Source organism: Streptomyces sp. NBC_01689 (assembly GCF_036250675.1).
In the GTDB taxonomy this organism is placed as follows: domain Bacteria; phylum Actinomycetota; class Actinomycetes; order Streptomycetales; family Streptomycetaceae; genus Streptomyces.
In genome coordinates this window covers 8,175,878-8,189,073 of record NZ_CP109592.1, presented here as the reverse complement: position 1 = coordinate 8,189,073, position 13,196 = coordinate 8,175,878, and the positions used below count along the sequence as shown (strand labels likewise).

At 70.6% G+C, this 13,196-nt stretch carries 9 protein-coding genes and 1 pseudogene; 7 read left to right on the top strand and 3 right to left on the bottom strand.

The window, feature by feature from the left end; translation table 11 throughout:
* Positions 1–270: 270 nt before the first annotated feature.
* Positions 271–1,437: a xylose isomerase gene (gene xylA / locus OG776_RS35205; RefSeq protein WP_148008074.1), complete on the bottom strand. Its 1,167-nt coding sequence runs from the start codon at positions 1,435–1,437 to the stop codon at positions 271–273.
* 162 nt (positions 1,438–1,599) lie between these two features.
* Here xylA and xylB point away from each other — a divergent pair, with 162 nt between their 5' ends.
* The 7 genes from xylB (at position 1,600) to OG776_RS35170 (ending at position 11,777) form a co-directional block, all read left to right on the top strand.
* Positions 1,600–3,045, top strand: coding sequence for a xylulokinase (gene xylB / locus OG776_RS35200; RefSeq protein ID WP_329323125.1), 1,446 nt, complete (start codon positions 1,600–1,602; stop codon positions 3,043–3,045).
* Between the two features lie 63 nt (positions 3,046–3,108).
* A complete protein-coding gene (locus tag OG776_RS35195) occupies positions 3,109–4,317 on the top strand; it encodes an ROK family transcriptional regulator (RefSeq protein ID WP_148008072.1) in 1,209 nt (402 codons plus the stop codon).
* A 318-nt stretch (positions 4,318–4,635) separates the two neighbouring features.
* Positions 4,636–6,120 (top strand): APC family permease, encoded by a 1,485-nt coding sequence (locus tag OG776_RS35190; RefSeq protein ID WP_329323124.1) that lies wholly within the window; start codon positions 4,636–4,638, stop codon positions 6,118–6,120.
* Positions 6,117–7,130: an acetamidase/formamidase family protein gene (locus tag OG776_RS35185; RefSeq protein WP_329323123.1), complete on the top strand. Its 1,014-nt coding sequence runs from the start codon at positions 6,117–6,119 to the stop codon at positions 7,128–7,130. The genes OG776_RS35190 and OG776_RS35185 overlap by 4 nt, the downstream gene beginning before the upstream one ends.
* A 158-nt stretch (positions 7,131–7,288) precedes the next feature.
* Positions 7,289–8,617, top strand: coding sequence for a GAF domain-containing protein (locus tag OG776_RS35180; protein WP_329323122.1), 1,329 nt, complete (start codon positions 7,289–7,291; stop codon positions 8,615–8,617).
* A 56-nt stretch (positions 8,618–8,673) separates the two neighbouring features.
* Entirely contained in the window at positions 8,674–10,197 is a 1,524-nt protein-coding gene (gene exaC, locus OG776_RS35175; RefSeq protein ID WP_148008068.1) for an acetaldehyde dehydrogenase ExaC, read from the top strand.
* Between the two features lie 857 nt (positions 10,198–11,054).
* A complete protein-coding gene (locus OG776_RS35170; protein ID WP_148008067.1) occupies positions 11,055–11,777 on the top strand; it encodes a hypothetical protein in 723 nt (240 codons plus the stop codon).
* Between the two features lie 121 nt (positions 11,778–11,898).
* Here the strand turns inward: OG776_RS35170 and OG776_RS35165 are convergent.
* Positions 11,899–12,261: pseudogene (locus tag OG776_RS35165) on the bottom strand (transposase family protein); the annotation flags it as partial.
* Between the two features lie 193 nt (positions 12,262–12,454).
* Complete coding sequence (locus tag OG776_RS35160; RefSeq protein ID WP_148008066.1) at positions 12,455–12,847, bottom strand: carboxymuconolactone decarboxylase family protein; 393 nt, start codon at positions 12,845–12,847, stop codon at positions 12,455–12,457.
* Positions 12,848–13,196: the final 349 nt, after the last annotated feature.

The following is a 13,196-nucleotide window of genomic DNA, read 5'->3' as shown; positions in this document are numbered from 1 at the left end:
CACCGGACAAGGGCACGTAGCCCTCGGGCGGGGGCCCGAAGCCACCCCCACCTGGAGGGGTGTTTCCCGGCGGCCGAGGGGGCTGGGGCGGTATGGGCGGCGTGGCCATACCGTCCAGAGTCGTGCCGAACCGGTCAGCAGGCGAGCCCCGCGCGGAAGTTGATACGGACTCACGGCATGGACCGCATGATTCCGGTGGATTCCGGAGAGATCCGTCCCGGGAGGCGCCGCCCGCGACGTGCGGCGGGCCTCACGCCTCCCGGATGCCGATCAGCCCCGCGCGCCGAGGAGGTGGTCCATGGCCAGCTGGTCGAGCCGCTCGAAGGCCATGCCGCGCGCGGCAGCCGCCTCCACGTCGAACTCCTCGAAGGCCGTCCGGTCGGCGAGCAGCGCCTGCAGACCGTCCGCCGCGGTGGGCTGCGTCAGTTCGTCCAGGCGTGAGGCACGCAGCGCGTCCTGCACCTCCGGGTCGGCGCGGAAGGCGGTCGCACGCTCCCGCAGGATCAGGTAGTTGCGCATGCAGCCCGCCGCGGAGGCCCAGACGCCGTCGAGGTCCTCGGTGCGCGGCGGCTTGAAGTCGAAGTGCTTGGGTCCCGCGTACCCGGCGCTCTCCAAGAGGTCGACCAGCCAGAAGGCGGAGCGCAGGTCACCGGCGCCGAAGCGGAGGTCCTGGTCGTACTTGATGCCTGTCTGGCCGTTGAGGTCGATGTGGAAGAGCTTGCCCGCCCACAGTGCCTGCGCGATGCCGTGCGGGAAGTTGAGCCCGGCCATCTGCTCGTGGCCGACCTCGGGGTTCACGCCGTACATCTCCGGGCGTTCCAGCCGCTCGATGAACGCGAGGGCGTGGCCCACGGTGGGGAGCAGGATGTCGCCGCGGGGCTCGTTCGGCTTCGGTTCGATGGCGAACTTCAGGTCGTACCCCTGGTCGATCACGTACTCGCCGAGGAGGTCGAAGGCCTCCTTCATGCGGTCGAGGGCGACGCGTACGTCCTTGGCGGCACCGGACTCGGCGCCCTCACGGCCGCCCCAGGCGACGTAGGTCTGGGCACCCAGCTCGACGGCCAGGTCGATGTTGCGGACCGTCTTGCGCAGCGCATAGCGGCGCACGTCGCGGTCGTTCGCGGTGAAGGCGCCGTCCTTGAAGACGGGGTGCGTGAAGAGGTTGGTGGTGGCCATCGGCACCCGCATGCCGGTCGCGTCCAGGGCCTGGCGGAATCGCTTGACGTGCGACTCGCGCTCGCTGTCCGAGGACCCGAAGGGAATGAGGTCGTCGTCGTGGAAGGTCACTCCGTAGGCGCCCAGCTCGGCCAGGCGCTGCACCGACTCGACCGGGTCGAGGGCGCGCCGGGTGGCGTCGCCGAACGGGTCCCTTCCCTGCCAGCCGACGGTCCACAGGCCGAAGGTGAACCTGTCCTCGGGGGTGGGCTGGTAGTTCATGCCGCGGCTCCTTGCTAGCTCCGACTATTTCGTCATGGCGGTTAACAAATTAGTATGCGAGGGCGTCTCTGGGAAGAGACGAAGTGTGAAACCTGGGCCGCGCCGGTCCAAAAGCCCACCACCAGGACAGATCCCGCGGAGCCGCGGAAGAGGGAGAGCCCGATGTCAGCAGCCGAGGGTCCGCTCGTCGTCGGGGTGGACACATCCACCCAGTCCACCAAGGTCCTGGTCGTCGACGCATCGACCGGACGGGCGGTGGCGAGCGGGCAGGCGCCGCACACGGTCTCCACCGGAGCGGGCCGCGAGAGCGACCCCCGGCAGTGGTGGGACGCGCTCCGCGAGGCGCTGCACCAGTGCGGTGACGCCGCTCACGAGGCCGCGGCGGTCTCGATCGGCGGCCAGCAGCACGGGCTCGTCACGCTGGACGCCCAGGGCGAGCCCGTACGTCCGGCACTGTTGTGGAACGACGTACGATCCGCGCCCCAGGCCCGCCGGCTGATCGACGAGCTCGGCGGCCCGAAGGCCTGGGCCGAGCGCACCGGCACGGTCCCCGGGCCGTCCATCACGGTCACGAAGTGGGCGTGGCTGGCCGAGAACGAGCCGGAGGCCGTCCGCGCCACCGCGGCCGTACGCCTGCCGCACGACTACCTGACCGAACGCCTGACCGGAGAGGCCACGACCGACCGCGGTGACGCCTCCGGCACGGGCTGGTGGGCGTCCGGTTCCGAGACGTACGACGAGGAGGTCCTCGCGCACATCGGCCTCGACCCCGCCCTCCTCCCCCGCGTCGTCAGGCCGGGCGAGGTCGCGGGAACCGTGCACGCCCGCGACGAGCTGCCCTTCTCCAGGGGCACGCTGGTCGCCGCCGGCACCGGTGACAACGCGGCCGCCGCGCTCGGCCTCGGGCTGCGCCCCGGTACCGCGGTGCTGAGCCTCGGCACCTCGGGCACCGTGTACGCCGTCTCGACGCGGCGCCCCACCGATCCGACCGGCACCGTCGCGGGCTTCGCCGACGCGCGCGGCGACTGGCTCCCGCTGGCCTGCACCCTGAACTGCACCCTCGCCGTCGATCGTGTCGCGGCGCTCCTGGGTCTGGACCGAGAAGCCGTGGAACCCGGCGCCGGCGTGACCCTGCTCCCCTACCTGGACGGCGAGCGCACCCCCGACCTCCCGCACGCCTCGGGACTGCTGCACGGTCTGCGGCACGACACGACGGGCGGGCAGCTCCTCCAGGCGGCGTACGACGGCGCGGTCCACTCGCTCCTCGGCGCGCTCGACCTGGTGCTGGACGCGGACGCCGACCGGTCCGCTCCCCTCCTGCTCATCGGCGGGGGCGCCCGGGGCACGGCCTGGCAGCAGACCGTACGGCGGCTGTCGGGACGCCCGGTCCAGGTGCCCGAGGCGAGGGAACTGGTCGCGCTGGGCGCCGCCGCGCAGGCCGCGGGTCTGCTGACCGGCGAGGACCCCGCCGCCGTCGCCCGGCGCTGGGGCACGGCCCAGGGGCCGGTGCTCGACGCCGTCGAACGGGACGAGGAGACGCTCGCGAGGATCGCCGGGGTAGTCTCCGACGCGGCCCCGCTGCTGGATCGGGAGTCGAACAGGAACTGAACCGACCGCGCGCGGACCAGGCCGGCCCCCATGAGGGCCGGCCGGACGAGGACTGACGGAGGCATGACCGCACCGCTGCACGAGGCCCACCCGAACGGTTCCGGCCGCCGGCTGCCCGACACCCAGCAGGGCATGCGCCGTCGCAACCTCTCCCGGGTCATGCACGCCGTCAGGGCCGAGGGACCGCTGTCACGGGCGGCCGTCGCCTCGCACATCGGTCTGACCCGGGCGGCCGTCTCCACACTGGTCGACGAGTTGATCCGCTCCGGGCTCCTCGAGGAGCTCGGACCGGAGCGTCCGGGCCGGGTGGGGCGCCCCGGCTCGGCACTCGCGGTCAGCGGCCGCGGCCCGGCCGGGATCGGCGCGGAGGTGGGTGTCGATCATCTGGCGGTGTGCGCGGTCGACCTGCGCGGGGACGTACGGGCCCGCGCGGTGCGGCACGGCACGAACCGCGGCCGGCCGGCCGGACCCGTGGTCGGCGAGCTGACCGAACTGGTCGGCCAGGTCGTCGCCGAGGCCGAGCGCGAGGGACTGTGGCCCGCGGGTCTCGCGGTCGCCGTGCCCGGCCTGGTGGCACGCGACGCCCGGACCGTGGTCCGCGCGCCCAACCTCGACTGGCACGACACGGACCTCGGCGCGCTGCTGCCCCCCGAACTTCCGCTGACCGTGGACAACGAGGCCAACTTCGGCGGCCTCGCGGAACTCTGGCTGGGTGACGCGACCGCCCGCGACTTCCTGCACGTGTCCGCGGAGATCGGCATCGGCGCGGCGGTGTTGGTGGACGGGCACCTGCTGCGCGGAACACGGGGTTTCGCCGGCGAGCTGGGCCATGTGCCGGTGCGTCCCGACGGACCGGCGTGTCCGTGCGGCGGACACGGATGCCTCGAACAGTACGCGGGCGAGGAGGCCGTCCTGCGGGCGGCCGGACTGGAACCGGATGGCGACCGGGTCGGGGTACTGGCCGAGCGCGCCGCACGCGGCGACGAACGGGTACGACGAGCCCTGCGGGACGCCGGGACCGCGCTCGGCATCGCACTGACCGGGGCGGTCAACCTGCTGGACCCGGAGACCGTGGTCCTGGGCGGAGCGCTCTCCGGCCTCGCGCCGTGGCTGCTGCCGTCGCTCGAGGACGAGCTGGCGCGACGTACGGCGGGTCCGGCCTGTGCGGTGTCCGTCTCACGGCTGGGTCCGCAGGGGCCGCTGCTGGGGGCCGCTCATTCGGTGGTGCGGGCCGTGCTCGACGATCCCTCGTCGGTCGCGGAGCGGTCGTAGCCCAGGGTCCGACCGGAGGTCTCAGCCCACGGCCACAGCCCCACTCCCGCGGTGCCCGGTCCTCGGTCGCGGTCGCGGTCGCGGTCGCGGTCGCGGTCGCGGTCGCGGTCGCGGTCGCGCTGCAGGGTCAGGGTCCGCGGGCCGTGACCATGAGGCTCCCGTTCCCTCGCCCGGGTGACCGCCGTATCCACAGCCCCGCAGTTGTCCACCGACTCACGCCTCGCTCTTCCGGCCCAACCGGCGGGCGCCGTAACGTGATTCACGCGAGGCGCAGCCATCGGGCCGACGGCTCGGTGTCCAGGCGGATCGGGGGATCACATGTCGGGGGAGACGGTTCCGGGGCTGCGGCGCGACGCCATCGGCCTGCGCGAGGTCCTGTTCCAGAGTGTCACGGCCATGGCGCCGGCCGCCGCGGTCGCCGCATCCATCCCGTCGGGCGCACCGTTCGCGGGCGGCAGCCTGCCACTGTCCGTACTGATCGCCCTCGTCGCGTGCCTTTTCACCGCGTCGTGCGTGGCCGAGCTCGCACGGCAACTGCCCTCCGCGGGGTCGGTGTCCACGTACGCGGCGCAGGGACTGCACCCGACTGTAGGATTTCTGGTCGGCTGGGGCTATGTGTTCGTCGAAGCCCTGGTGCCTCCGCTGCTGCTCCTGCAACTCGGGTTCACCACCGCCGGCACATTGCACCAGGAGTGGTCCGCGTACCCGGACGACCTGTGGTGGCCCTGGTCGCTCGCCGGCGCCGCGGTGATCGCGCTCGCGGGCTACTTCGGGGTGCGCGCCTCGGCCCGCTTCGGGACCGTCCTCGGGGTCTTCGAGGTCCTGGTCTTCGTCGTCTTCGCCCTGTGGCTGATCGTCAAGGCGGGCGGTGACAACACCCTGTCGGTCTTCGGGACGTCGCACACCGCCTCCGGACACGAAGGCATCGGCGGCGTGTTCGCGGGATCGGTCTACACCGTGCTGGCCTTCGCCGGGTTCGAGGCGGCGGCCCCGCTCGCCGAGGAGACCAAGGACCCGCGCCGGACCATGCATCGGGCGGTCCTCGGCGCGGCTCTGGCGATCGGCCTGGTCTACGTCCTCACCACCTACGCCATGACCGTCTACGTCGGCCCGGACCGCTTCGCCGGGTTCTCGGCCTCCGGAGCCGCGTCGTGGGAGGGTGTGGCCCGCGCCTCGTTCGGGCTGTTCTGGGTGCTCGTGTTCCTGGCCGTGGTCAACTCGACGATCGCCAACGCCAACGCCTGCGCGACCGTCTCCACCCGGACCGCCTTCGCCCTCGCCCGGATCAAGGTCTTCCCCGAGCTGTTCACGCGCCTGCATCCCCGGCACCGCTCCCCCGTCGCCGGAGTCGCCGTGCAGTGCGCCGTGGCGGTCGCGGCCATGCTCGGTCTCGGCTTCGCCTACGACCCGGTGACGGCGTTCCTACTGCTGGCGACGGTGATCGTCACAGTGGTGATCGGCGTGTACATCGTGGTGAACCTCGCCTGTGCGGGCTATTTCCTGCGCCGCGGACGCGAGTTGTTCCATCCGGTACGTCATCTGCTGTTCCCGCTGCTGGGCATCGTCGCCTTCGTCCCGGCCCTGTTGACCGCCGCGGGCCTGCCCGTCTTCGACTTCGTCTCGGAGCTCACCGCACCCGTGTCGTACGCGGGGCCGATCGTCGGGGTCTGGATGCTGGCCGGGGTCGTGGTGCTGATCGTCCTCGCGCGCCGTCACCCCGGGCGCATAGCCGACACCGCCCGTGTCCACCTCGACGAGGCCCCTTCCCCCGATCTTCGACAGAGCGGAGCCACCCAGCGATGAGCGACCCCCGGATCCTGACCGTACGGCCCGAACCCGGCGAGTACGCCTGGACGTTCGGCGGAGCACCACCGGTGGCGCGCATCGCTCCGGGCACGGTCCTCGACCTGTACACGGAGGACTGCTTCGCCGGACGGGTGCGGTCCGAGAAGGACCTGGTGTCCGAGGTCTGCGAGTTCCCCTTCCTGAATCCGCAGACCGGCCCCTTCCACGTGGAGGGTGCGGAGCCGGGCGACACGGTGGCGGTGCACTTCGTGTCGATCGAACCGGCCCGCGACTGGGCGGCCTCCACGACGGTCCCCCTGTTCGGCGCGCTGACGTCCACGCACACCACGGCCACGCTGCAGCCGCCGCTGCCGGAGACGGTATGGATCTGGCAGCTCGACCGGGAGCGGCGCACCGCCCTGTTCCGCGCGCGGGACAGTGACATCCGGATCGAGCTGCCCATGGATCCGATGCACGGCACGGTCGGAGTGGCACCGGCGAACCTGGAGGTGCGCTCCGCACTGGTGCCCGACTCCCACGGCGGGAACATGGACACGCCGGAGATGCGGGCCGGCGTCACCTGCTTCCTCGGGGTGAACGTCGAAGGGGCCCTGCTGAGCCTCGGGGACGGGCACGCACGCCAGGGCGAGGGCGAGACGTGTGGCGTGGCGGTCGAGTGCGCGATGAACACCGTGGTCATCGTCGAGCTGCTCAAGGGCGTCGCCACCCCCTGGCCGCGCATCGAGTCCGACACGCACATCGTCTCGACCGGCTCGGCCCGTCCGCTGGAGGACGCCTTCCGCATCTCTCAGCTCGACCTGGTGCAGTGGCTGGTGCGTGACTACGGATTCAGTGAACTGGACGCGTACCAGTTCGCGACACAGGCGGTCGAGTCGCCGCTCGCCAATGTCTGTGACACCAACTACACCTGTGTGGCGAAGCTCCGCAAGGAGTGGCTGCCCGCGCGCGAGACCCATCGGGGCCTGCACGCACAGCTGCGCGCGACCGCCGCGGCGCTTCGCCTCTGATCGCGGAGGACGGATCGCCCACGCCCCTTCCGTCTCCCTGTCCGTACTCCTCCTCTCCCCTCCCCCGATCCGCCCACCACCGCACCGTCACAGAGCTTGTCCGGATCCTCGCTGGACGTGACGATGGACCCAGCCGCATCTCCGTTCCGGGAGGCCGAATGACCGATCCATGGGTTGCCCTGGAACCGGGTGCAGATCCCGTCGAACGGGTACGGACGCTGCGACGGGCCCACGAGACGTTCACCGAGGCGGGCACGGTGCCGCGCCCGGTGCGCTCCGTGGTGGCCGAGTCCTGGCGTCGCTCGGCGCAGGCGGGAGTCGCGCCCGACGGAACCGCGGCGGTGGAACTGACGGACGGCGACCTGGGTTCCTACCGCGCGGAGCATCCGCTGGCGGCGGTGATGCCGCTCTTCCGTGAGCTCATGGGGACGTTCGCGGCGGACGGCAAGCATCTGCTCGCGGTCTGCGACGAGCAGGGAAGACTGCTGTGGGTCGAGGGCCACGCGACGACACGCCGCCAGGCGGGACGGATGAACTTCGTACCGGGCGCACGGTGGTCGGAGACAGCGGTCGGTACCAACGCGCCGGGGACAGCGGTCGCCGTCGACCGTCCGGTACAGGTCTTCGCGGCCGAGCACTTCATACGGCGTGTGCAGCCGTGGACCTGCGCGGCCGCCCCGGTGCACGACCCGCGCACCGGCCGGGTGCTCGGTGCGGTCGACATCACCGGCGGTGACGGACTCGCGCATCCGCACAGTCTCGGCTTCGTACAGGCGGTGGCACGGGCGGCGGAGTCCCAGTTGGCGCTGCTCGCACCGCTGAAGACCGCCGCGGACACGGTCGAGCTGTGCGCGCTGGGCCGTGACGAGGCCCAACTGGTCGTCGGCGGCCGCAAGGTCGGGCTCAGCCGCAGACACAGCGAGATCCTGGTGCTGCTCTCCAGGCACCCGGAAGGCCTGACGGGCGACGAGTTGCTGTGCGCGCTGTACGAGGACGAGTCGGTGACGCCGGTGACGCTCCGTGCCGAACTGACGCGCCTGCGCCGTCTGCTGGACTGCGGCCTGCTGGCATCGCGCCCGTACCGGCTCACGGCGCCGGTCGAGTCGGATGTCGCGGTGGTGGAGCGCCGGCTCGGCTCGGGCGCGATCACGGGGGCCATGACGGCGTACACCGGTCCGCTGCTCCCCGGTTCGACGGCCCCGGCCGTCGTGCGTCTGCGACGCCGGCTCGCGGACGGACTGCGTACCGCGCTCATCGCGCGCCGCGACCCCGACCTGCTGGCGGACTGGGCTCGCGCCCCGTGGGGCGAGGACGACCTCGACATCTGGCGGGCGCTGGCCGCCGTACGCCCGACGGCGGCGGTACGGGCGCGGCTCGACGAGGTGGAGTCCGAGCAGGCCGCGCCCGCCGGATGGCTGCCCCCGTGGCCCCGCGGGCGAGGCCACGCGCACACGTCCGCAACGTCGTCGCAACGTCCGCGTCCCTAATCTCGGGGCGAGAGCTGCCCAACGGCGGGCAGCGCTTCTCCGGGAGGCAGACCAGCATGACCCGTTACGCGGCGCCCGGCACCGAGGGCGCGATCGTCTCCTACCAGGCGCGGTACGACCACTTCATCGGCGGCGAGTACGTGCCGCCGGCTCGGGGGCAGTACTTCGAGAACCCGAGTCCGGTGAACGGGCAGCCGTTCACGGAGGTGGCGCGGGGCACCGCCGAGGACGTGGAACGCGCCCTGGACGCCGCGCACGCCGCGGCGCCCGGCTGGGGCCGGACCTCGGTCACGGCGCGCGGCGACATCCTGCTCAAGATCGCCGACCGGATGGAAGCGAACCTGGAGAAGCTGGCGGTCGCGGAGAGCTGGGAGAACGGCAAGCCGGTCCGCGAGACCCTGGCCGCCGACATCCCGCTCGCCATCGATCACTTCCGCTACTTCGCGGGCGCGATCCGCGCTCAGGAGGGCTCGCTCGGCGAGGTCGACGACGACACCGTCGCGTACCACTTCCACGAGCCGCTCGGAGTCGTCGCGCAGATCATCCCGTGGAACTTCCCCATCCTGATGGCGGTGTGGAAGCTCGCGCCGGCGCTGGCAGCGGGCAACGCGGTGGTCATCAAGCCCGCGGAACAGACCCCGGCCTCCATCCACTACTGGATGAGCCTGATCGCGGACCTGCTGCCGCCGGGCGTGGTGAACATCGTCAACGGCTTCGGCGTGGAGGCGGGCAAGCCGCTGGCCTCCAGCCCGCGGGTGGCGAAGGTGGCGTTCACCGGCGAGACCACCACGGGGCGGCTGATCATGCAGTACGCCTCCGAGAACATCAAGCCGGTCACGCTCGAGCTGGGCGGCAAGTCGCCGAACATCTTCTTCGACGACGTCTGGTCGCAGAACGACGACTTCCGCGACAAGGCGCTCGAGGGCTTCACGATGTTCGCGCTCAACCAGGGCGAGGTGTGCACCTGTCCCTCGCGCGCGCTCGTCCAGCGCGGCAACTACGGCGAGTTCATGGAAGCGGCGGTCGCCCGCACGGAGCTGATCAAGCCGGGGCACCCGCTCGACACCGACACGATGATCGGCGCCCAGGCCTCCAACGACCAGTTGGAGAAGATCCTCTCCTACCTGGACATCGGCCGCCAGGAGGGCGCCACGATCCGTACGGGCGGCGAGCGCGTCGAGTACGACGGCGAGTTGAAGGGCGGCTACTACGTCCAGCCGACCATCTTCGAGGGCGACAACCGCATGCGGATCTTCCAGGAGGAGATCTTCGGCCCGGTCGTCTCGGTCACGTCGTTCGACGACTTCGACGACGCCATCAAGATCGCCAACGACACCCTGTACGGCCTCGGGGCCGGCGTGTGGACGCGCGACATCAACACCGCCTACCGCGCGGGCCGCGCGATCCAGGCGGGCCGGGTGTGGACGAACTGCTACCACGCCTACCCCGCGCACGCGGCGTTCGGCGGCTACAAGCAGTCGGGCATCGGCCGGGAGACGCACAAGATGATGCTGGAGCACTACCAGCAGACCAAGAATCTGCTGGTGTCATACTCGCCGAAGAAACTGGGCTTCTTCTAGACGCCAAAAAAGGGCGCCTGACCAGGCATTTCACCTGACAGGCGCCCTTCCCGGCCTGCATCTAAGCCACGGGGTGAAGTGCAGAGTAACTCCTGATATGTCCCACTGCTATCCCACCTCTGACCAGCTGCTCCGGGGCATTTCCGGGCCAAGGCTCGGTTCATGCGTCCTCTGTACTGCCGTCCTGCCCCACCCACCTTCGCATCGACTCCTCGATCAGGCTGTTGGCATGGTTCCGTGCCTCGGCCAGAAACTTGGCGTAGTAGCGGAAGAGAACCTGGATGCTTTGTCCGGCGCGGCGCGCACACTCTGCCGGGTCGACACCGGAGGCAAGCCAGAATGAGATTCCTGCGTGGCGCAGGTCGTAGGGGCGTTTCGCAAGCTCAAGGGCGTGTTCATCGAGAGTCAGTGCGGCCTCACGCGCACGTCCCCATGTGATGCCGTACGCGGAAGGATCGACTTAGTTTCCCGCTGCATTGCGGAACAGACGTCCATCGGGCGCGACACCGAAACTCTCTATGTGCTCGCGCAGCATGCGCACCAGCACAGGCGGGATGGGCACGGGCCTCGTCGCCTTGGCCGCCCGTCGCTTCAGTGAGTCATTCCCGGTAAGCGGTGGTTGCTCGCTGTGATCGCGAGGCTGGTGATGTGGCCCGCGGCATCCCCAAGTCCGGGCAGGAGTAAGGCCAGAAAGGCGTGAGTGCCACCGCGGAATCGGTACGGAACAGCGTCCGCCGTCCGGCGTCCGCGCCAATACGACTCCTCCGTCGGGACGGAATGCCCAGGGAGACGGTGGTGCTTCCGGTTCGTCGACCGCTGGCTACCATCTTTCGGAAGCTGGGGGTTAGAACTTGAACGTGACGTCCCGAACGAAGCGGGGGATCGCGGCCGCGGCCGGCATCCTGTTGCTGGGCATCGCGGTGTTCTCCAGTGTTGAGTCGATCCGTGCACTTTCCTTGGAGAAGGACTTCGCGCGCGCCCATGTGTGCCCGACGTTGGCGCCCAACTCGCCGGACTGCGCACGAGTGACCGTCGCGACCGTCGCGCAGACCTATGACGTCGGCGGCCGGGTCCCGGCCCACGCCATGACCTTCGCGCCAGGTGCCGGCACCGCACGGGTGGAACTCGGCAACGACAGCACGCTTCTGGAGGACGCCTTTCCAGGGGAGACGGTCGACCTGGTGTGGTGGCGCGGATCGGTGGTCGAGGTCGAGGCCGCCGGTCTCAGCGTGCCGACGGAGGACACCCCGTCCATGGACTCCACCCAGAATCTCGGCTTCACGCTCGGCGCCCTCGCCGGTGCGATGTGGTGCCTCATGGGTGCCTTCCTCCGCGCTAATCGGCCCTGGTCACCGCGCGGCACCGTGGCACGACTCGGGGGCGCCCTGGGCGGGGGCGTGCTGCTGGTCTCCGGTTACGTCCTGCTCAACGCCCCGGTGTCATCGGCCTCCGTTATGGAAGTGGTAGGAGCTCTCCTCGCCGTGGTGGGCCTGCTGTGCGTCCGGGCGGCGAAGTCGATGGAGCAGCGCGTTCGGACGGCCGAGTCCGCGATTAACGGGGGGAAGCGGCGGAGGCGGTGACCCGCGATGAGACAGTGCAGGGGGAAGCGTCGCAGGCTATGACGGCCTCCCTTCCGTTTCCCTCCGGGCGGCGCCGTCCACTGAGCCCTTCCCAGTGACGGATCCTAACGTTGTGTGATGTTCAGATGGTGCGGTCGTACTCGAGTTGGAGCAGGACGAGGGCTGCGGCGGCGATCTGCGTGATTCGGCTGGGGTCCAGGCTGACCCTGCGTAGGGCCTTGAAGGTCGTCTTGAGGAGGGAGTTGGCGCGCTCGCAGATGCCGTGGATGCCGCGGATGACCTTGTTATAGGTCTGCTGGGCCTCGGTCAGCTTGCCGCCTGCCGGCTTCTTGAAGGGGTGGCGGAAGCCGTCGCCGGCGTTCTCGTAGCCGAGGTCGACCAGGGTGGGCATGTCCAGTTCGGCGGCGAGGCGGCCCAGGGTGTCGATCAGGCCATGGTGGCGGGCGCAGGTGGTGTCGTGTTCTCGGCCGGGCCTTCCTGGCGAGTCCCGCCGCGTCGTACGCGGGGAAGCTTCAGCTTCCTCGTACCGCCCCTGCCCATTCAGGCTGCGCACCAGACCGCAGTGCCACCCGGCCAGGCCAGGCCACCCTTCAAGGCGAAGGCCTCGGCGCATGGGTCCAAGCACAACGGCTCGGCTGGGACCAGCTCCTGCCCGCACAGGCCTGGATGCTGGAGAATCAGACGGGGTTGGACGAAGCGTTCTCGGCGAAGACGGACAAGGCGACCTGGTATGTCTCGAAGGCGCGGGCCGCTCCTGCGTAGACGACGAGGTGGATGAAGAGGTCGACGATCTCGTCTTGAGTGACGCCGTTGTTGAGCGCGATGCGCAGCTGCCCGCGCAGCGGTTCGAACGCGCCCAGCGTCGCGGCGATGGCGACGGAGACCAGGGATCGGTCGTGCGTCGACAGTGCGGTACGGGTCCATGAGTCCCCGAACGTGTGCACAGTCGCGACCTTGCGAAAGTCGGCTCCGGAGGCCGGTTCGCCGGGGCTCATCGGGAGTTCCAGGCGCTGTCCCAGGAGTTCGCTTGCGGTGTCCAGCGCCTGCTCGTAGACGTCGTCAGTACTCATCTCTGCTCCTTGTCGGTCGGTCGTGCGGGGTGGTGGGCTGGCGGTCCTGGCCACCACGCGCCGTTCAGGGTTCGGATGCGGGTCAGGGTGGTTCCCCACTCGCTGGGGTTGCTGCTCGCCGGGGCGGCGGGACGGCTGTTCGTCGCACGAGGCTGATTTCCACGCTCGCACCGTGTGCAATCGGTCTACTCGGTCGGGTGAACCGTCCGGGCTACAGGGCGTGGATCGAATGTCCCGTCCGGACTGCGACGGCGGGGATCCCCCATGGTCTTCGAGCGGCCCCTGGGTCGTGGGCGGATCGGGGAGCCGTGCGGGACGGGCCCTTCGTTCTCCGGCAGTCCGTCCCGCT